Here is a 20,034-nt window from a genome sequence, read left to right as displayed (position 1 = left end):
TTCCGGAGCGGATCATCGCATCCATCGGCGGCCAAGTGTAGGGACCCGGCCCGTAAGAAGGCGGTGAACCTGTCAGGCGAACCGCGCCCGGCACCCCAATCTGGTTCGCAACCGGACCCGCACCGCCGGTAGGCTGCCCCTAAATCACTCTTGGCAGCATCCGTACTGGCAGCCGTCACAGCCTGTCGCCGCACACCGAAGGACGCGCGTGTTCATCGCCGGATTCCCCGCTGGAGCCTGGGGCACCAACTGCTACCTGGTCGCGCCGGGGCCCGGTGAGGAGTGCGTCATCGTCGATCCCGGCCACCAGGCCGCCGCCGGCGTCGAGGAACTGGTCCGCGAGCACCGGCTGAAGCCCGTCGCCGTGCTGCTCACCCACGGCCACATCGACCACGTCGCCTCGGTGGTCCCGGTCTGCGGCGCCCGCGGCGTCCCGGCCTGGATCCACCCCGAGGACCGGTACATGATGGCCGACCCGGAGAAGGCGCTCGGCCGCTCCCTGGGCACCCAGCTGATGGGCGAGCTCACCGTCGGCGAGCCCGACGACGTCCGCGAGCTCACCGACGGCAGCGTGCTGGAGCTGGCCGGCCTGCGGCTCACCGTGGACCACGCCCCGGGCCATACCGGGGGGTCGGTGACCTTCCGGACGCCCGGAGCCGAGGACCTCCCCCCGGTGCTCTTCTCGGGCGACCTGCTGTTTGCCGGCTCCATCGGGCGCACCGACCTCCCGGGCGGGGACAGCGAGGCGATCATGCGGTCGCTGGCCCGGGTGTGCCTGCCCCTCGACGATTCCACCGTGGTCCTCTCCGGCCACGGCGGTCAGACCACCATCGGCCGCGAGCGCGCCACCAACCCCTACCTCCGACAGGCAGCGGGGGCGGCCGGCGCCCCGGCTTTCCCGCGACGAGGAATGTGACGGAAGAGAAGTTGAGCACCTTCACCGCCCCCAAGGGCACCTACGACCTGCTGCCCCCCAGCTCCGCGACCTTCCTGGCGATCCGCGAGCGCATCGCCGCGCCCGCCCGCCGGGCCGGTTACGGCTACATCGAGACCCCGGTCTTCGAGGACGTGAAGCTGTTCTCCCGCGGCGTCGGCGAGTCCACCGACATCGTGACCAAGGAGATGTTCTCCCTCACCAAGCGCGGCAAGGAGGACCTCGCGCTGCGCCCCGAGGGCACCGCCTCGGTGCTGCGCGCCGCGCTCCAGGCCAACCTGCACAAGCTGGGCAACCTGCCGGTCAAGCTCTGGTACTCCGGCTCGTACTACCGCTACGAGCGCCCGCAGGCCGGCCGCTACCGCCAGTTCTCCCAGGTCGGCGCCGAGGCCATCGGCGCCGAGGACCCGGCCCTGGACGCCGAGCTGATCATCCTCGCCGACGACGCGTTCCGCTCGCTGGGCCTGTCGAACTACACGCTGCTGCTCAACAGCCTCGGCGACAAGCAGTGCCGCCCGGTCTACCGCGCCGCCCTGATCGACTTCCTCTCCGGCCTCGACCTGGACGAGGAGACCCGCCGCCGCGCCGAGATCAACCCGCTGCGCGTCCTCGACGACAAGCGCGAGTCCGTCCAGGAGCAGCTCGTCGGCGCGCCGATGCTGCGCGACTTCCTGTGCGAGGACTGCAAGGCGTACGACGAGAAGGTCCGCGAGCTGCTCACCGCCAACGGCGTCGCGTTCACCGACGACCCCAAGCTCGTGCGCGGCCTGGACTACTACACCCGCACCACCTTCGAGTTCGTGCACAACGGCCTCGGCGCCCAGTCCGCGATCGGCGGCGGCGGCCGCTACGACGGCCTGTCCGAGATGATCGGCGGCCCGGCGCTGCCGTCCGTCGGCTGGGCCCTCGGCGTGGACCGCACCTACCTCGCGCTGGAGGCCGAGGGCGTCGTCCTCGACCTGCCGGCCGCCACCTCCGTCTACGCCGTCGCGCTCGGCGAGGAGGCCAAGAACCTGCTGTTCGCCAAGGTGGTCGAGCTGCGCCGGGCCGGCGTCGCCACCGACCTCGCCTTCGGCGTCAAGAGCATCAAGAACGCCATGAAGTCCGCCGACCGGTCCGGCGCCCGCTTCGCCCTGATCGCCGGGGACCGGGACCTCGCCGAGGGCGTCGTCCAGCTCAAGGACATGAGCACCGGCGAGCAGTCCCCCGTCGCCCTCGACGCACTCGTCACCACCCTGAAGGAGAAGCAGCTGTGATCCGCACGCACGACGCGGGCACGCTCCGCCCGGAGCACGCAGGCACCACCGTCACCCTGGCCGGCTGGGTCGCCCGCCGCCGCGACCACGGCGGCGTGGCCTTCATCGACCTGCGCGACGCCTCCGGCACCGTGCAGATCGTGGTCCGCGACCTGGACTCGGTGCACGGCCTTCGCGCCGAGTACTGCGTCAAGGTCGTCGGCGACGTCCGGGTGCGCCCCGAGGGCAACGAGAACCCCGACATCCCGACCGGCGCCGTCGAGGTCGTCGTCAGCGACATCGAGGTCCTCTCCGAGGCCGCGCCGCTGCCGTTCCCGGTCGCCGAGTACGAGCCGGGCACGGTCAACGAGGAGGTCCGGCTGCGCTACCGCTACCTGGACCTGCGCCGCGAGGGCCCGGCCAAGGGCCTGCGGCTGCGCTCGAAGGTCAACAACATCATCCGCCGGGTGATGGAGGAGAACGACTTCCTCGACATCGAGACGCCGTACCTGACCCGCTCCACCCCCGAGGGCGCCCGCGACTTCCTCGTCCCGGTCCGCCTGCAGCCCGGCCACTGGTACGCCCTGCCGCAGTCGCCCCAGCTGTTCAAGCAGCTGCTGATGGTGGCCGGCATGGAGCGCTACTACCAGATCGCCCGCTGCTTCCGCGACGAGGACTTCCGCGCCGACCGGCAGCCGGAGTTCACCCAGCTGGACATCGAGGCCTCGTTCGTCGACCAGGAGGACATCCTGGCCCTCGGCGAGAAGATCGTCGGCTCGATCTGGCGCGAGGTGCACGGCTACGAGGTCCCGAACCCGCTGCCGCGGATGACCTACGCGGACGCCATGTCCCGCTACGGCTCCGACAAGCCGGACGTCCGCTTCGGCCAGGAACTCACCGACCTCACCGCGTACTTCAAGGGCACCGAGTTCCGCGTCTTCCAGGCCCCGTACGTCGGCGCCGTGGTCATGCCGGGCGGCGCCTCGCAGCCCCGCAAGGCCCTCGACGCCTGGCAGGACTGGGCCAAGGCGCGCGGCGCCCGCGGCCTGGCCTACGTCGTCATCGACGCCGAGACCGGCGAGCTGCGCGGCCCGGTCGCCAAGAACCTCTCCGAGGAGCACCTGGCCGGCCTGGCCGCCGCCGCCGGCGCCAAGAACGGCGACGCGATCTTCTTCGCGGCCGGCAAGGAGCGCGCCTCGCAGGAGCTGCTCGGTGCCGCCCGTCTGGAGATCGGCCGCCGCTGCGAGCTGATCGACGAGTCGCAGTGGGCCTTCCTCTGGGTCGTCGACTTCCCGATGTTCGAGCCGATCGAGGACGACAAGGGCGAGTTCCAGGGCTGGCACGCGGTGCACCACCCGTTCACCGCCCCGACCGCGGAGTCGCTGGCCACCTTCGACACCGACCCGGGCTCGGCGCTGTCCAACGCCTACGACCTCGTGCTCAACGGCTCGGAGCTGGGCGGCGGTTCGATCCGTATCCACCAGCGGGACGTCCAGAAGCGCGCGTTCGACGCGATCGGCCTGTCCGAGGAGGAGGCGGCCTCGCAGTTCGGCTTCCTGCTGGACGCCTTCAACTACGGCCCGCCGCCGCACGGTGGCGTCGCCTTCGGCCTGGACCGGATCGTCACCCTCCTCGGCGGGTACGACACCATCCGGGACGTCATCGCCTTCCCGAAGACGTCCACCGGCGGCGACCCGCTGACCGGCGCCCCGACCCCGATCACCCCGGCGCAGCGCCGCGAGGCCGGCGTGGACGCCCAGCCCAAGGTCCGCGAGGACGCCAAGTCCGAGGCGCAGCCCAAGGGCTGACGCACCATCGGCTAACCTGCAACGGCCCCGGACGGTCCACCCACCGTCCGGGGCCGGTCCACAAGGACGTGTGACACAGGGAGGGTTGACCACCCATGAAGGTCAGAACCAGAGTCGAATGTCCGGACGACGCGCCGGCCACCCGGCGGGTCCACATGGCGGCGTTCCCGGGCCCGGACGAGGCGGACCTCGTGGACGCGCTGCGGCGCGACCCGGCCTGGCTGCCCGGGCTCTCGGTGGTGGCAGTTGACGACGGCGGGCTGGTGATCGGGCACGCCCTGCTGACCCGGTTGCGGGTCGGCGCGGACGGCGAGGGCCTCGCGCTCGCGCCGGTCGCGGTCGCGCCGGAGTGGCAGCGCAAGGGCGTCGGTGAACTCGTCGTGCGCGCGGCGCTGTCGGCGGCCGAGGAGGCGGGGGAGAAGCTCGTGGTCGTCCTCGGCGACCCGGCCTACTACCGCCGGTTCGGTTTCGCGCCGGCCCGGCTGCACGAGGTGACCGGCCCGTTCGAGGTGCCGGAGGCGTACTTCCAGACGCTCGCGCTGCCCGGGTACGACGGCGCGCCGCGCGGGCTGTGCCGCTACCCCGAGCCGTTCGAGGCCGCGGCTTAGGGCGTGCCCTGGTCCCGGCCCGCGGAGCCGAACGTGGCCCGGCAGCTGTGCACGAACGCGGCCATCGCCGGGGTGAGTTGGCGGTCCCTGGGCCAGTAGAGCCCGACCTGGCTCGGACTCAGGTCCGCCACCGGCCGGTACGCGACGTCCTCGCGCGGTGCCAGCCGGCTCATGGTCTCCGGTGCGATCCCGATGCCCTGGCCGCACACCACCGCGGCCAGCCACTCGTCGGTGTTGTGCGCCACCGCGCCGATCCGCACCGGACGCCCGCGCCGCTCCTCGCCGGCGAGCCAGTACTCGCGCCAGTGCCCGGCCTCGTGCGGGATCGCGACGAACGGCTCGTCCAGGAGGTCCGCCAGCCGTACCTCCGCCAGCGATGCCAGCCGGTGCCCGGCGGGCATCGCCACCACCCGCGGCTCCTCGCCCAGCACGGCGACGTTGTACTGCGAGGCCAGGTAGGGCGGCGCGTGCCAGAGGGTGAGGTCGATCTCGCCGGTGGCCAGGCCCGAGGTCGGGTCGAACCAGTTGTTCTGCCGCAGCTCCACCTGCCAGCCGGGCATCCGCCGGGAGAAGTCGGCGACCGTGCTGCGGGTCATCAGGTTGATGATGCCGCCCTCGAACCCCACCCGCAGCGTCGCCACCTGCTCGGCGGCCGCCGCCCTGGTGGCGCGCAGCGCCTCGTCCCAGCCGGCCAGCATCGCGCCGGCGTGCTGGGCGAGCGCGCGGCCGGCCGGGGTGGGGGTCATGCCCCGGCGCGAGCGCTCGAAGAGTTCGACCCCGAGCAGCGTCTCCAGCTGGCGGATCTGCTTGGTCAGCGTCGGCTGGGAGACGAACAGCCGGGCCGCGGCGGCCGTGAGCTGTCCCTCCTCGCAGACCGCGGCGAAGCTGCGCAGCAGGCGGGTGTCGATATCCATGCCCCAAGGTTATGGAACCGGAAATTGGACCGGTCCGGCAGGTCTGGGCGAAGGTTGATCGTTCGGTCTCGCGACCGGTGATCGGGGGAGTGCGGCAGCGGCGGTTCAGGGGGCCGCCGCTGCCGCCCACGTCCGCCCACGACCTGCGGATCCGGCCTTCGGCGCCTACCGTGAGGGATCATCAGCGGTTGGACGGAGGATCCCGGGTGGCCAAGGTGCAGCGACTGGCGAAGCGGCCGTACGAGCGGGAACTGCTGCGGCTCCAGCAGGAGCTGGTGAAGCTCCAGGAGTGGGTGCGGGTCGAGGGCGCCCGGCTGGTCGTCGTCTTCGAGGGCCGCGACGCGGCGGGCAAGGGCGGCGCGATCAAGCGGGTGACGGAGTATCTGAACCCCCGCATCGCCCGGGTCGCGGCGCTGCCGACCCCGACCGAGCGGCAGAAGAGCCAGTGGTACTTCCAGCGGTACGTCGAGCAGCTGCCCGCGGCCGGGGAGATCGTGCTGTTCGACCGCAGCTGGTACAACCGGGCCGGGGTCGAGCGGGTGATGGGCTTCTGCACCGACGAGGAGTACTGGCAGTTCCTGCACCAGTGCCCGACCTTCGAGCGGATGCTGATCGAGGCCGGCATCCTGCTGCGCAAGTACTGGTTCTCGGTGAGCGACACCGAGCAGGAGCGGCGCTTCCGGGACCGCCTGGAGGACCCGATGAAGCGCTGGAAGCTCTCCCCGATGGACGTCGAGTCGATCACCCACTGGGAGGACTACTCGCGGGCCAAGGACGAGATGTTCGTCTACACCGACACCCCGGACTCGCCGTGGCACGTGGTGGAGAGCGACGACAAGCGCCGGGCCCGGGTCAACATGATCGCCCACCTGCTGTCCACCGTGTCGTACCACGAGGTGGCCGCGCCGAGGATCGCCCTGCCGCCGCGCCCGGCCCCGCGCGGCTACCAGCGGCCCCCGCGCGATCTCCAGAAGTACGTTCCGGACCACGCTGCCAGACTGGAGTAGACGGGGCTTCTCCGGGCGCCGCACTCCTGCGATCGGGCCCCCGTGGCGCCCTGCGACGTCGGGAGGCGTGCTCATGTTCGTCCGTACCGTTTATGCCACCGGGCACCCCGATCGGATCGACCGGACCCTCGACGGGCTCCGCACCGAGGCCGTCGGGCTGCTCGCCCCGCAGCCGGGCTACCTCGGCTACGGGCTGTACGCCGACCGGGCGCTGGGCAAGATCACCATGAGCTCGTGGTGGGACACCGCGCAGGCCGAGCGGGACAGCGACCGGGAGCTCGGCGAGCGCCGGGCCGAGCTGCTCGCGCCGCTGGCCGGCACCGTGGCCACCGACGTGTGGGAGGCCGTCGCGGCGGCCCCGCCCGGTGACGCCGGGCCGGGTGCCGGGTTCCGGCTGGTGCGGGCCGAGGTCGACCCGGCCAAGGTGGACCGGCTGGCGGAGGTCTTCCGGGAGCGGGCGCTGCCCCTGCTGGAGAAGACCGACGGCTTCGTCACCGGCGCGATGCTCGTCGACCGGGCGCGCGGCCGGGCCGTGGTGGGCACGATCTTCGCCGACCGGGCGAGCCTGGAGGCCTCCCGCGGGCCGCAGGCCGACGCCCGGGCGCAGGCCTCGGCCGCCGTCGGCGCCACCATCGTGTCGGTGGAGGAGTTCGAGGTCGTCCTGCTGGACCGCCGGAAGCGGTAGGCCTGTCCGCACCCTCGCATAGGCTTCCGGTGTGGACGAACCGGACCTCTTCACCGCCGCCGCCGAGGAACGCCAGGCCAAGGAGCCCGGCCGGGCCCCACTGGCCGTGCGGATGCGCCCGCGCACCCTGGACGAGGTCGCCGGGCAGCACCGGCTGCTCAAGGCCGGCTCGCCGCTGCGCCGGCTGGTGTCCGGCTCGCGCGGGCCGGCCGCGACCAGCTCGGTGATCCTCTGGGGCCCGCCCGGCACCGGCAAGACCACGCTCGCGCACGTCATCAGCCAGGCCGTCGAGGGGCGCTTCGTCGAGCTGTCCGCGATCACCGCCGGCGTCAAGGAGGTGCGCGCGGTCATCGACGGCGCCCGGCGGGCCGTCGGCATGTCCGGCCGCGAGACGGTGCTCTTCCTGGACGAGATCCACCGCTTCTCCAAGGCCCAGCAGGACTCGCTGCTGCCGGCCGTCGAGAACCGCTGGGTCACCCTGATCGCGGCGACCACCGAGAACCCGTACTTCTCGGTGATCTCGCCACTGCTGTCGCGCTCGCTGCTGCTCACCCTGGAGTCGCTCACCGACGACGACGTCCGCGCGTTGCTGCGCCGAGCGGTGGCCGACGAGCGCGGCCTGGAGGGTGCGCTGGAGCTGACCGAGGAGGCCGAGGACCACCTCGTGCGGCTCGCCGGCGGGGACGCCCGGCGGGCGCTCACGACGCTGGAGGCGGCGGCCGGGGCGGCGCTGGAGAAGGGCGAGCCGAGCATCACGCTGGCCACCACCGAGACGGCCGTCAACCAGGCGGCGGTGCGCTACGACAAGGACGGCGACCAGCACTACGACGTGGCGAGCGCGCTGATCAAGTCGATCCGCGGCAGCGACGTGGACGCCACGCTGCACTACCTGGCCCGGATGATCGAGGCGGGGGAGGACCCGCGCTTCATCGCCCGGCGGCTGATGATCTCGGCCAGCGAGGACGTCGGCCTGGCGGACCCGACGGCGCTGGCGACGGCCGTCGCGGCGGCCCAGGCGGTGGCGCTGATCGGCTTCCCGGAGGCGCGGATCATCCTGTCCCAGGCGGCGATCGCGCTGGCCCTGGCGCCCAAGTCGAACGCGGCCTACCTGGCGATCGACGCGGCGCTGGCGGACGTCCGGCAGGGCCTCGCGGGCGCGGTGCCGCCGCACCTGCGGGACGCGCACTACGGCGGCGCGGGCAAGCTCGGCCACGGCCAGGGCTACCAGTACCCGCACGACCTGCCGGAGGGCATCGCGGCCCAGCAGTACGCGCCGGACGCGGTGCACGGCAAGGACTACTACCAGCCGACCCGGCGCGGCGGCGAGGCCCGCTACGCGGACGTCGTGGAGTGGACGAGGGGCCGGCTCAGGGGCGAGTGAACGGTATGCACGCGCCCCGGTATACTCGATCGGAGTGCCACGTCCCGGGACGGCGGCGGGGGAGACCCCACCGACCGGCCGCACCAGCGGGACGCCGGCCGTAGGCCCCTTCCGAGGGGTCCGCACCAGGAGCGTCGCGCACCGTCTCGGTGTCGCGGGCGGCCCAGTCCACTGGATCGTCCGTGCGACAAGCACATCCGTGCCCGGCTCCGGAGAGCGGCTGATCCCACCGCGCAGGCGGCGGGGTTTTCTCCGGGTCGCGACTTGCGACCTCCGTCAACACCTGGTGAAGCCGTATTCGAAAGCAAGGAAGGTTTGGTTCATGGCGAACCAGAAGCGCCCCAAGGTCAAGATCGCGCGTGCGCTCGGCGTGCCGCTGACCCCGAAGTCCGTCAAGTACTTCGAGGCCCGCCCGTACCCGCCCGGCCAGCACGGCCGTGGTCGCAAGCAGAACTCGGACTACAAGGTCCGTCTGCTCGAGAAGCAGCGTCTGCGCGCCCAGTACGACCTGAGCGAGAAGCAGATGGCGCGCGCGTTCGACCGCGCGAAGAAGGCCGAGGGCAAGACCGGTGAGGCGCTCGTCGCCGACCTGGAGACCCGTCTGGACTCCCTGGTCCTGCGTTCGGGCATCGCCCGCACCATCTACCAGGCCCGCCAGATGGTCGTCCACGGCCACATCGAGGTCAACGGCGGCAAGGTCAACAAGCCGTCGTTCCAGATGAAGCCGGGCTTCGTGGTGACCGTCCGCGAGCGCTCCAAGGAGAAGGTCCCCTTCCAGGTCGCCCGTGAGGGTGGCTACGCGGGTGAGGGCCAGACCCCGAAGTACCTCGAGGTCAACCTGAAGGCCCTGGCCTTCCGCCTGGACCGTGCGCCGCAGCGCAAGGAGGTCCCGGTGATCTGTGACGAGCAGCTGGTCGTCGAGTACTACTCGCGCTGACCCGCGGCTGGTCCTGCACTTCGCGGAACCACAGCGAGCCCCCACCGCCCCTCGGGGTGGTGGGGGCTCGCCCCTTTTCGGCGCCCGTCCGGAACCGCTGCCCGGCTCAGGCGCTCTCGCCGGCCATCGCGGCGGCCAGCCGCAGGTGCGGGCGGGCCTTTGCGGCGCGGCCCTGGCGCTCCAGGGTGCGGCCGAGCATCAGCCGGGCGTAGTCCTCGGCCGGGTCGGCCTCCAGGATCCGGATCAACTCGGCCTCGGCGTTGCGGAGTTGGGCGGAGTGGTAGTAGCTGCGGGCGAGCAGCAGGCGGACCGAGAGGTTGGCCGGCTCCTCGGCGAGCACGCCTGCCAGGATGTGGGCGGCCTCGCTGTACGCCTTGGACTCGAAGTAGAGCTTCGCCCGGCGGTACTCGTCGGCGGCGGTGTGGACGGCCACGGTGGCTCCTTCCGGCTTGGTACTTGCCTCCTCAAGCAATCCGCAAGCTTCAGCTATTCCGCACCGGCGCGGGCGCCGGGGCCGGCGGGACGGCGTACGGGCCCGGCCCCGGCCCGGGCCCGCCCGGGGAGCCGCCGGTGCCGAGGGCCCGGGACACCGCCGCGTCGAGGCCGAGCCGGGCGCCCGCCGCGTAGCAGTCCTCGTACTCCTGCTCGGTGAGCCCGGCGCGGGCCCGTTCGGCGCACTGCCGGTGCGGGCCGAAGAAGAACCGCGAGCCGAGGAAGGGCGTGCCGACCGTGCGCCAGATCCGGTGCGCCGCGCCCTGGAGCAGCCGGGCCTCGTGCAGGTCGCCCGGGACGTCCGGTCCGGCGGGCTCGGTCTCCAGCAGGGCCAGCAGGTCGATGCCGAGGACGATGCCCAGCAGGTCGTGGAACAGGTGGTTGAGCCGCACGCTCTCCCGGGCGAGGACCCGGGCCGGGCGGACGTCGCCGTCCATCCAGTGCGAGAAGGCCATCGCGTACAGCACGTACGCGTACGCCCACTGCTCGCCGTGCTCCTCGCACACCTCGCGGGCCTGGCCGAACCACAGCTCGCCGCTCTCCCGGTCGCCCTGGAAGACGTAGGCGAGGCCCAGTTCGAGCATGGCCATCAGGACGTTGCTGTTGAGCTCGCCGATCGTCCGGTAGTGCCACAGCGCCTCCTCGAACAGCTCGGCGGCGCGGCCGGGTTCGTCGCCGATCAGGGCCGCGCAGCCCTGCCGGTGGACGGCGTAGGCGAGCGCGCGGTCGTCGCCGGTGGCCAGGGCCTGGCGGCGGCACTCCTCCAGGGCCGGACGGGCGGCGGGCAGGTCGCCCTGGAGCGTCGCCATGTAGCCGGTCACCCAGAGCGCCTTGGCGCGTGCCTCGGTCGGCTCGCCGGCCAGGGCGAGGGCGCGGTCCAGCCAGTGCCGGCCCTCGCCGAGGTGGCCGCTGCCGACCCAGTAGAACCAGAGCGTGCCGGCCATCAGCAGGGCGAGCTGCTCCTCGCCGGGCTCGGAGAGGCAGAACTCCAGCGCGGCCCGGAGGTTGGTGTGGGCGAGCCCGGTGCGTTCGGCGGTCTCCGCCTGCCGGGGGCCGAACCACTCGACCTCGCCCCAGGTCGCTACCCCCAGGTACCAGTCCCGGTGGCGGCGCAGCAGCCGCTGCTCGTCGCCGGCGGCGCGCAGCCAGGTGCCGCCGTACTCGCGCAGGGTGTCGAGCAGCCGGAAGCGGACGCCGTAGGCGGTGTCCTCGCGCAGGACGACGGACTTGGCGACGAGTTCGGAGAGCAGGTCGAGGACGTCCTCGGCGTCGATGCCCTCGGCGGCGCACACGTACTCGGCGGCCTCCAGGTCGAAGCCACCGGCGAAGACCGAGAGGCGGGCCCAGAGTAAACGTTCCTGCACCGTGCAGAGCTCGTGACTCCAGCCGATCGTCGTGCGCATCGTCTGGTGCCTGGGCAGGGCCGTTCTCGCACCGCCGGTCAGCAGCCGGAAGCGGTCGTCCAGCCGGGCCGTGATCTGCTCGACGGACAGCGCGCGCAGCCGCCCGGCCGCCAGCTCGACGGCGAGCGGGATGCCGTCCAGCCGGCGGCACAGCAGGCCCACCGCCTCGGCGTTCGCCTCCGTCACGGTGAAGGAGGGCAGCACGGCGCGCGCCCGCTCGGCGAACAGCTGCACCGCGTCCGGCAGCGTGCCGGGCCCCGGCCGCCCGTCCGCCACCGGGCCGACCGGCAGCGGAGCCACCGTGTACAGGTGCTCGCCGCCGGCCCGCAGCGGCGCCCGGCTGGTGGCCAGCACGCGCAGGCCGGGCACCGCCCGCAGGAGGGTGTCCGCCAGCTCCGCGCAGGCCTCCACCAGGTGCTCGCAGCCGTCCACCAGGAGCAGCGGCCGGCGGCCGGCCAGCTGCTCGGTCAGCACCTCCAGCGGCGGCCGGGCGGTGCCGTGCGGCAGCCGCAGCGCCTCCAGGACGGCGTGGCCGAGCAGGAGCGGGTCCTGCACGGGGGCGACGTCGACCAGCCAGGTGCCGTCCGGGAACGCGCCCGTCGCCCGCGCCGCCGCGCGCAGCGCCAGCCGGCTCTTGCCGACCCCGCCCGGCCCGGTGACCGTCACTAGCCGGGCGTTCGCCAGCAGCCCGGCCAGCTCGGTCAGCTCCCGCCGACGGCCGACGAAGCCGGTGACCTCGGCCGGCAGCCGACCGGGCTGCGCCGCGCGCCGGCGCGGGCCGGCCTCCCGAGGCTGTGCTGTCCAGTCGCCGGCCAAGCGCTGCTCCCCGTGCTCCGGGCCCGGACCGTACCGGCCCGGACGTGCGTCGGGCCGTACGGGCGACGACCCGCCTGGCAGAACGAGGTGACCGGCCGGTAGGTTACGCGGGCGGTTCGCACACCCGACCGGATCACGGGCCCGTCTTCGGACTCCCGTCGTCCGCCCGGAGGGCGGGCGCGGCGCGTCCCCCGGCGACGGCACGCGGGAGGGAGCCCGGATACGGGCCCCCGGGCCCGCTGCGCCACCGCCCACCCGGTCCGGAAACCGGGCGTGGGCGCGATAGGGTTCCGTTTTGGAGAACAGCAAGGCGAACAGCAAGGCGAGGGAGCGCGCAAAGGTGTCCGTGGGAGAGCTGGCCGGGTTGCTCGTCGCCGTGTTCTGGGCGGTCCTGGTCACCCTGCTCGCCGTGGTGCTGGTCCGCCTCTCGCGGGTGCTCAAGGAGGCCACCGTCCTGGTCTCCGCCGTCACCGAGCAGGCCGTGCCGCTGCTGACCGAGGCGGGCGCCGCCGTGCGCAGCGCCAACGAGCAGCTGGAGCGGGTCGACGAGATCACCGCGAACGTCCAGGACGCCGCCGCCAACGCCAACGCGCTCTCCTCCACCGTCGCGGCCACCCTGGGCGGGCCGCTGGTGAAGGTCGCGGCCTTCAGCTACGGCGTCCGCAAGGCGGTCGCCAGGCAGCAGGGCGGCAACCCGTCCGTGCCCGTCCAGCCGGGCGAGCGCGAGGAGCTGGCCCGGCTGATCCGGGCCGAGGTGCGCGCCGCGACCGCCCCGCGCGGCGGCCTGCTGTCCCGGGTCCGGCGCGCGGTGAGGGGCTGACGCCGTGGTGCGACGCATCTTCTGGATGGCGGTCGGCGCCGGCGCCACCGTCTGGGCCATGAACAAGGCCAACGAGGCCGTGCACCGGCTCACCCCGGACAGCCTCTCCGGCACCGCCGCGCGCGGCGCGCTGCACCTGGGCGACCTGGCCAAGCAGTTCGCCCAGGACGTGAAGGCCGGCATGGCCGAGCGCGAGGACCAGCTGCGCGACGACCTCGGACTCCACGGCACCGCCGTCGTCGAGCCCCGGCGCGAGCGCCGGGCCCTGCGGGGCGAACCGCAGTACCGAGCTATCTCGGCGGCGCCCGGCAGTCCGGCCGCCGCCCTGCCTCCGTCCAGCAGTGCCCGCAAGACCCCCAGAGCCATTGAAGAAACGCCCCGCCGCGCCCTGCCGCCGCGGGGTGGCACCCCGAACCGGAAGGACCACTAATGGAGTCGGCTGAGATCCGCCGCCGCTGGCTGCGCTTCTTCGAGGAGCGCGGCCACACCGTCGTTCCGTCGGCGTCCCTGGTCGCCGACGACCCCACCCTGCTGCTGGTCAACGCCGGCATGGTGCCGTTCAAGCCCTACTTCCTGGGCGAGGTCAAGCCGCAGTTCTCGCGCGCCACCAGCGTCCAGAAGTGCGTGCGCACCCTGGACATCGAGGAGGTCGGGAAGACCACCCGGCACGGCTCCTTCTTCCAGATGTGCGGCAACTTCTCCTTCGGCGACTACTTCAAGGAAGGAGCCATCAAGTTCGCGTGGGACCTGCTCACCACCCCCGTCGCGGACGGCGGCTACGGCCTGGAGAAGGAGAAGCTCTGGATCACCGTCTACAAGGACGACGACGAGGCCGAGCAGATCTGGCGTGACGTCATCGGCGTGCCCTCGGAGCGCATCCAGCGCCTGGGCATGAAGGACAACTTCTGGTCGATGGGCGTCCCCGGCCCGTGCGGCCCGTGCTCGGAGATCAACTACGACCGCGGCCCCGCGTACGGCGAGGAGGGCGGCCCGGCCGTCAACGGCGAGCGCTACCTGGAGATCTGGAACCTGGTCTTCATGCAGTACGAGCGCGGCCACGGCGACGGCAAGGACGGCTTCGAGATCCTCGGCGACCTGCCGAGCAAGAACATCGACACCGGCCTCGGCCTGGAGCGCCTCGCCGCCATCCTGCAGGACGTCGACAACCTCTTCGAGATCGACACCAGCCGGATGATCCTCGACCGCGCCGCCGAGCTCACCGGCCACACCTACGGCGCCGACCGCAAGTCGGACGTGTCGCTGCGCGTGGTCACCGACCACATCCGCACCGGCCTGATGCTGGTCGGCGACGGCGTCACCCCCGGCAACGAGGGCCGCGGCTACGTGCTGCGCCGCATCCTGCGCCGCGCCATCCGCAACATGCGCCTGCTGGGTGCCACCGGTCCGGTCGCCAAGGACCTGATCGACATCGCGATCAAGGCGATGGCCCCGCAGTACCCGGAGCTGGAGGCCGACCGCAAGCGCATCGAGACGGTCGTCGTCGGCGAGGAGTCGGCGTTCCTGCAGACCCTGAAGGCCGGCACCAGCCTGCTGGACGCCGCGGTCACCGAGACCAAGCAGGCCGGCGGCGCCGTCCTCTCCGGCGACCAGGCCTTCAAGCTGCACGACACCTACGGCTTCCCGATCGACCTGACCCTGGAGATGGCCGAGGAGCAGGGCCTCCAGGTCGACGAGGCCGGCTTCCGCCGCCTGATGCAGGAGCAGCGGGACCGCGCCAAGGCGGACGCCAAGGCCAAGAAGATGGGCCACGCCGACGTCGCCGCGTACCGCGAGGTCGCCGACAAGTCCGGCGCGAGCCTGTTCACCGGCTACACCCTCACCGAGGGCGAGGCCACCGTGGTCGGCCTGCTGGTGGACGGCGTCCCGTCGCCGGCCGCCTCCGAGGGCGACGAGGTCGAGATCATCCTCGACCGGACCCCGTTCTACGCCGAGGGCGGCGGCCAGCTCGCCGACCACGGCCGGATCCGGCTGGAGTCCGGCGCGGTCGTCGAGATCCGCGACGTGCAGCAGCCCGTCCCGGGCGTGATCGTCCACTCCGGCGGGGTGCTGTTCGGCGAGGTCGTGCTCGGCGCGTCCGCGTACGCCACGATCGACACCGACCGCCGCCGCGCGATCGCCCGCGCCCACTCGGCCACCCACCTGACCCACCAGGCGCTGCGCGACGCGCTCGGCCCGACGGCCGCCCAGGCCGGCTCCGAGAACGCCCCGGGCCGCTTCCGCTTCGACTTCGGCTCGCCGGCCGCCGTGCCGGGCAGCGTGCTGACCGACGTCGAGCAGAAGATCAACGACGTGCTGACCCGCGAGCTGGAGGTCACCGCCGAGGTCATGACGATGGACCAGGCCCGCAAGGCCGGCGCCATCGCGATGTTCGGCGAGAAGTACGGCGACGAGGTCCGGGTCGTCACCATCGGCGACTTCTCCAAGGAGCTGTGCGGTGGCACCCACGTCGGCAACACCGCCCAGCTGGGCCTGGTGAAGCTGCTCGGCGAGTCCTCGATCGGCTCCGGCGTGCGCCGCGTCGAGGCGCTGGTCGGCGTCGACGCGTACAAGTTCCTGGCCCGCGAGCACACCGTGGTCTCCCAGCTCACCGAGCTGGTAAAGGGCCGCCCGGAGGAGCTGCCGGAGAAGATCTCGGGCATGCTCACCAAGCTCAAGGACGCCGAGAAGGAGATCGAGCGCTTCCGCGCCGAGAAGGTGCTGGCCGCCGCGGCGGGCCTGGCCGACTCGGCCGAGGACGTGCACGGCATCTCCGTGGTGGCCGCCCGGGTCGCCGACGGGGTCGGCGCGGACGAGCTGCGCAAGCTGGTCCTGGACGTGCGCGGCCGCCTGGGCTCGCGCCCGGCCGTGGTCGCCGCCTTCACCGTGGCGAACGACCGCCCGCTGACCGTGATCGCCACCAACGAGGACGCCCGCGGCCGCGGCATCAAGGCCGGCGAGCTCGTCCGCGTCGCCGCCAAGACCCTCGGCGGCGGCGGTGGCGGCAAGGACGACGTCGCCCAGGGCGGCGGCTCCAACCCGGCCGCGGTCGGCGAGGCCATCGCCGCGGTGCGCGGCCTGGTCGCGGAGCGCGCCTCCTGATGGAGTTCGAGGAGAGGCCCTTCAGGCGTGGGCGGCGGATCGCCGTCGACGTCGGTGACGCCCGGATCGGGGTCGCGTCCTGCGACCCCGACGGGGTGCTCGCCACCCCGGTGGAGACCGTCCCGGCCGGCGTGAAGTCGCAGGCCAGGATCGCCGCGATCGTCGACGAGTACGGCGCGATCGAGGTGGTCGTCGGGCTGCCGCGCTCGCTCAGCGGCAAGGAGGGCCCGGCGGCGGAGAAGGTCCGCGCGTACGCGGCGCGGCTGGCCAACCGGGTCTACCCGGTGCCGGTCCGGCTGGTCGACGAGCGGATGTCCACCGTCACCGCGACCCACGGGCTGCGGGCCTCCGGCGTCAAGGCGAAGAAGGGGCGCTCGGTGGTCGACCAGGCCGCCGCGGTGGTGATCCTCCAGTCCGCCCTTGAGTCCGAACGGGTGAGCGGACGCCCACCCGGTGAGAGCGTCGAGGCGGCGGGCTGACCGGCCTGCTCTAACGTCCCGGAAAGGGGTCCGTGCGGACGCGTCCGCACGGACCCCTCTCGTTTCTTCCGGGACCGACGAGGGGGCGCGCGCCATGACCGACCAGGACTTCCACCCGGGTCTGACGCCCGGCCATCTCGGTGCGCCGGTGCTGGAACCGGAGGGCCGTCCGCCGGGCGCGCCCCGTCCGCGCCCCGATGCACCGGATCCCCACCGATGGCGTAACGGACTGGCCTGCGGGCTCACCGCGCTCGCCCTGGTGGCCGTCTTCGGCGGGGCCGGGCTCGCCGGGTGGACCTGGGTGCAGGGCCAGCGCAAGCCGCCGGCCGCCGCCGACTACGCGGGGCAGGGCGCCGGGGACGTCCAGGTCTCGGTACCGGAGGGCGCGGGCCTGTCGCAGATCGCGTCGGCGCTGGTGCGCAACGGCGTCGTCGCCAGCTCGCTGGCCTTCACCCGGGCGGCCAAGGGCAGCGCGGCGGCGGCCGGGCGGATCCAGCCGGGCACGTACACGCTGAAGCAGAAGATGTCGGCCGCGGCGGCGCTGGCGATCCTGATCGACCCGGCCAATGCCAACGGCCTCACCATTCCCGAGGGCTGGCGCGGCTACCAGATCTTCACGGCGATCGACAAGAAGCTGAACCTCCCGGCCGGCACCACCCAGCGCACCGCGCAGGAGCAGGGCGCCGAGCTGGGCCTGCCGGACTTCGCCAACGGCAGCCCGGAGGGCTACCTCTTCCCCGCGACGTACAGCGTCACGGACGGGACCACCGCCGTCGACCTGCTGAAGCAGATGGTCGACCGGGCCGGCAAGGAGTACTCCCGGGACGACGCCAACGTCGTCGCCCAGACCCTCGGCCAGAGCCTGTACGGCCTGGTCACGGTGGCGAGCATGGTCCAGGGCGAGGCCGACAACTCCGAGGACATGAGCAAGGTCGCGCGGGTGATCTACAACCGGCTGGCCAGGAACATGCCGCTCCAGCTCGACTCGACGATCAACTACGCGCTCGGCCGCTCCACCCTGAACACCACGGTGACCGACACCCGGCTGGACTCGCCCTACAACACCTACCTGCACGCCGGGCTGCCGCCGTCGCCGATCTCCAACCCCGGGCGCCAGGCCGTCATGGCCGCGCTGGACCCGGCACCCGGCGACTGGCTGTACTTCGTCACCGTGAAGCCGGGCGACACCCGCTTCACCGACAGTTTCGACGTCCAGCAGCACAACGTGGCGGACTTCAACGCCTACCGGGCGGCGCAGTCGAGCGCCTCGGCCGCGGCCTCCGGCACGCCCTCCCCGGCGACGGCCTCCCAGCCGGGCGGAGCCCCGGCAGGTCAGGGCGGGCACTGACGGAGGTTTCGCCTTTACGGCGGTATGTCTGCGGTACGGTAACGTCTCCTCCCAGGCGTTGCGCTAGCACGCCGGTTCGAGAATCAGCCGGGACGCCGTCCCGCGCGGCCGGTCCGATCCGCCGGTCGTCTCCGTCGGGTAAGGGGATCAATGACCGATCTGGGTCGGGGCTACGGCCCCCAGGGCGCCGAGCCGTGGCACCCCGGTGATCCCGCCTACGGCGGACAGCAGGACGGCCAGTGGCAGCAGACGGCCCAGCAGCACATGGGCCAGCAGGGCTACCCGCAGCAGGAGCAGTACCAGCAGCAGATGGCCCAGCAGGGCATGGGTCAGCAGGGCATGGGCCAGCAGGGTTTCCAGGACCCGCAGGGCTTCCAGCAGCAGGGGTACGGCCAGGGCTACCCGGGCGGCCAGGAGCAGTACCAGCAGCAGGGGCAGTATCCCCAGCAGGGCCAGTACCCCCAGCAGGGGCAGTACCAGCAGCAGATGGGTCAGCAGGGCTTTCCGCAGCAGGGCGTCCCGCAACAGGGGCAGTATCCGCAGCAGCAGGGCCAGTATCCCCAGCAGGGCCAGCACCCGCAGCAGGGGCAGTACCAGCAGCAGATGCCGCAGGCCCCGATGCAGCAGGCCCCGGTGCAGCAGCAGACGCCCCCGCAGCAGATGCGGCCCCAGGCTCCGCAGCGGGCGGCGCAGCCCGTACCGCAGCAGGCCGAGCCCGTCTCCGGGCCCGGGCCGGACGGGATCGACTGGGAGGCCGAGGCCGCCGCGCTGGAGGCCGGTGCCGCTCCGGCGGCGGGGCACGAGCCCGCCGGGGAGGAGTGGGACGACCACTTCGAGGAGGGCCACTCCGACGACGGCCACCACGGGGACGGCGCGTACCCCGAGGAGGACGGCGAGATCGGGCAGGCCGGCTTCCTCGGCGAGGAGGACGTCTCCCGCGAGGCGCAGAAGAAGCGCAAGGAGAAGGGCAAGAAGTCGGGCCGCCGCAACAGCGGTGCCTGCCTGGTGGTCGCCCTCGTCCTGGTCGGGGCCATGGCCGGGGCCGGCTGGTGGGGCTACGGCTTCTACAAGGACCACTTCGGCCCGCCGCCGGACTTCGCGGGCGACGGCACCGGCTCCGTCCAGGTCGAGGTCAAGCCGGGCGCGGTCGGCGCGCAGGTCGGCCTCGCGCTCAAGAACGCCGGCGTGGTCAAGAGCGTCGACGCGTACAGCAAGGCCTGTGACGCCGAGCCGAAGTGCACGACCGTGCAGCCGGGCTTCTACACGCTGAAGAAGGAGATGCCGGCCGCCGACGCGCTCAAGGAACTCCTCGCGCAGGCGGGCGGCGCGGCGATCGTGTTCCCGGAGGGCAAGAACTCCTCCGAGATCTACACCATGATCGACACCAAGCTGAAGCTGGCGCCGGGCACCACGGCGAACGTGGCCAAGGCCCAGGTCAACACCCTCGGGCTGCCCGCGTACGCGCAGGGCAACGTCGAGGGCTTCCTGTGGCCGACGCGCTACAACATCGCCGACGGCATGAAGCCCGAGGACCTGCTCAAGCAGATGGTGAAGACCGCCACCGACAAGTACGCCAACCTGGACGGCCAGGCCGCCTCGGTGGGGCTGAAGAACGGCTACGAGGTGCTCATCGAGGCGAGCATCCTGCAGCGCGAGGGCAACAACCCGGCGGACTTCGCGAAGATGGCCAAGACCATCCAGAACCGCCTGGCCAACGAGCCCGAGACCCACCACCGCCTCGGCATGGACACCACGCTGCAGTACTCGCTGGGCCGCAAGGACCTCAACAAGCAGGACATGGACAACGCGTCCAACAAGTACAACACCTACCTCAACCCCGGCCTGCCGCCGACGCCGATCTCCAACCCCGGCGACGAGGCGATCAATGCGGTGCTGCACCCGGCGGACGGCAAGTGGCTGTACTTCATCGCGATGTCCCAGACCGAGACCCGCTTCGCCGAGACGGCCAAGGAGCACTACGCCAACGTCAAGGAGTACTGCCAGTCGGCCGGCCAGAACTTCGACGAGGCCCGCGGCCACTGCACCACCAAGTAGCCCGCACCGGTAA

The 20,034-nt window shown here is 72.6% G+C and carries 17 protein-coding genes; 14 read left to right on the top strand and 3 right to left on the bottom strand.

Going from position 1 to position 20,034, the window contains the following annotated elements:
- Window positions 1-208 precede the first annotated feature (208 nt).
- The 4 genes from ACFVSN_RS20140 (at window position 209) to ACFVSN_RS20125 (ending at window position 4,585) form a co-directional block, all read left to right on the top strand.
- Window positions 209-916, top strand: a complete 708-nt coding sequence (locus tag ACFVSN_RS20140) for an MBL fold metallo-hydrolase (RefSeq protein WP_380437994.1) — start codon at window positions 209-211, stop codon at window positions 914-916.
- An 11-nt stretch (window positions 917-927) separates the two neighbouring features.
- A complete protein-coding gene (hisS, locus tag ACFVSN_RS20135; protein ID WP_380437992.1) occupies window positions 928-2,190 on the top strand; it encodes a histidine--tRNA ligase in 1,263 nt (420 codons plus the stop codon).
- A complete protein-coding gene (aspS, locus tag ACFVSN_RS20130; protein WP_380500147.1) occupies window positions 2,187-3,977 on the top strand; it encodes an aspartate--tRNA ligase in 1,791 nt (596 codons plus the stop codon). Before hisS ends, aspS begins: the two co-directional genes overlap by 4 nt.
- A 95-nt stretch (window positions 3,978-4,072) precedes the next feature.
- Window positions 4,073-4,585 carry a GNAT family N-acetyltransferase gene (locus tag ACFVSN_RS20125; protein ID WP_380498729.1) on the top strand — a complete coding sequence of 171 codons (513 nt, stop codon included), beginning with the start codon at window positions 4,073-4,075 and terminating at the stop codon, window positions 4,583-4,585.
- Here the strand turns inward: ACFVSN_RS20125 and ACFVSN_RS20120 are convergent.
- Window positions 4,582-5,499: a LysR family transcriptional regulator gene (locus ACFVSN_RS20120; protein WP_380437986.1), complete on the bottom strand. Its 918-nt coding sequence runs from the start codon at window positions 5,497-5,499 to the stop codon at window positions 4,582-4,584. The genes ACFVSN_RS20125 and ACFVSN_RS20120 overlap by 4 nt on opposite strands.
- A 206-nt stretch (window positions 5,500-5,705) precedes the next feature.
- On the opposite strand from ACFVSN_RS20120, the gene ppk2 reads away from it, so the two are divergent.
- The 4 genes from ppk2 to rpsD all read left to right on the top strand — a co-directional run bounded on the left by ppk2 (window position 5,706) and on the right by rpsD (window position 9,509).
- Window positions 5,706-6,506 (top strand): polyphosphate kinase 2, encoded by an 801-nt coding sequence (gene ppk2, locus ACFVSN_RS20115; protein ID WP_380437983.1) that lies wholly within the window; start codon window positions 5,706-5,708, stop codon window positions 6,504-6,506.
- A 73-nt stretch (window positions 6,507-6,579) separates the two neighbouring features.
- Complete coding sequence (locus tag ACFVSN_RS20110) at window positions 6,580-7,191, top strand: antibiotic biosynthesis monooxygenase (protein WP_380437981.1); 612 nt, start codon at window positions 6,580-6,582, stop codon at window positions 7,189-7,191.
- Between the two features lie 31 nt (window positions 7,192-7,222).
- Window positions 7,223-8,572, top strand: coding sequence for a replication-associated recombination protein A (locus ACFVSN_RS20105; RefSeq protein WP_380437979.1), 1,350 nt, complete (start codon window positions 7,223-7,225; stop codon window positions 8,570-8,572).
- Window positions 8,573-8,894: 322 nt separating this feature from the next.
- Window positions 8,895-9,509, top strand: a complete 615-nt coding sequence (gene rpsD / locus ACFVSN_RS20100) for a 30S ribosomal protein S4 (protein WP_030240707.1) — start codon at window positions 8,895-8,897, stop codon at window positions 9,507-9,509.
- Between the two features lie 106 nt (window positions 9,510-9,615).
- Here the strand turns inward: rpsD and ACFVSN_RS20095 are convergent, their stop codons facing one another.
- Window positions 9,616-9,942 carry a tetratricopeptide repeat protein gene (locus ACFVSN_RS20095; RefSeq protein ID WP_387956330.1) on the bottom strand — a complete coding sequence of 109 codons (327 nt, stop codon included), beginning with the start codon at window positions 9,940-9,942 and terminating at the stop codon, window positions 9,616-9,618.
- 49 nt (window positions 9,943-9,991) lie between these two features.
- Window positions 9,992-12,220, bottom strand: a complete 2,229-nt coding sequence (locus ACFVSN_RS20090) for an ATP-binding protein (RefSeq protein WP_387956329.1) — start codon at window positions 12,218-12,220, stop codon at window positions 9,992-9,994.
- Between the two features lie 340 nt (window positions 12,221-12,560).
- Here ACFVSN_RS20090 and ACFVSN_RS20085 point away from each other — a divergent pair, with 340 nt between their 5' ends.
- The 6 genes from ACFVSN_RS20085 to mltG (ACFVSN_RS20060) all read left to right on the top strand — a co-directional run bounded on the left by ACFVSN_RS20085 (window position 12,561) and on the right by mltG (ACFVSN_RS20060) (window position 20,021).
- Entirely contained in the window at window positions 12,561-13,040 is a 480-nt protein-coding gene (locus tag ACFVSN_RS20085; RefSeq protein ID WP_387956328.1) for a DUF948 domain-containing protein, read from the top strand.
- Between the two features lie 4 nt (window positions 13,041-13,044).
- Window positions 13,045-13,470 (top strand): DUF6167 family protein, encoded by a 426-nt coding sequence (locus ACFVSN_RS20080; protein ID WP_380437973.1) that lies wholly within the window; start codon window positions 13,045-13,047, stop codon window positions 13,468-13,470.
- Complete coding sequence (gene alaS / locus ACFVSN_RS20075) at window positions 13,470-16,139, top strand: alanine--tRNA ligase (protein ID WP_380437971.1); 2,670 nt, start codon at window positions 13,470-13,472, stop codon at window positions 16,137-16,139. Before ACFVSN_RS20080 ends, alaS begins: the two co-directional genes overlap by 1 nt.
- A complete protein-coding gene (ruvX, locus tag ACFVSN_RS20070; RefSeq protein ID WP_359973184.1) occupies window positions 16,139-16,618 on the top strand; it encodes a Holliday junction resolvase RuvX in 480 nt (159 codons plus the stop codon). Before alaS ends, ruvX begins: the two co-directional genes overlap by 1 nt.
- 94 nt (window positions 16,619-16,712) lie before the next feature.
- Window positions 16,713-17,966 (top strand): endolytic transglycosylase MltG, encoded by a 1,254-nt coding sequence (mltG, locus tag ACFVSN_RS20065; RefSeq protein WP_387956327.1) that lies wholly within the window; start codon window positions 16,713-16,715, stop codon window positions 17,964-17,966.
- A 150-nt stretch (window positions 17,967-18,116) separates the two neighbouring features.
- On the top strand, window positions 18,117-20,021 hold the full coding sequence (gene mltG / locus ACFVSN_RS20060) for an endolytic transglycosylase MltG (RefSeq protein ID WP_380500139.1): 1,905 nt from the start codon (window positions 18,117-18,119) through the stop codon (window positions 20,019-20,021).
- Window positions 20,022-20,034 lie beyond the last annotated feature (13 nt).

Origin of the sequence: Kitasatospora sp. NPDC057904 (assembly GCF_042887925.1) — a bacterium.
GTDB lineage: Bacteria > Actinomycetota > Actinomycetes > Streptomycetales > Streptomycetaceae > Kitasatospora.
Note: the sequence above shows the minus strand (reverse complement) of the source record. Positions and strands in the feature narration are given on the sequence as shown.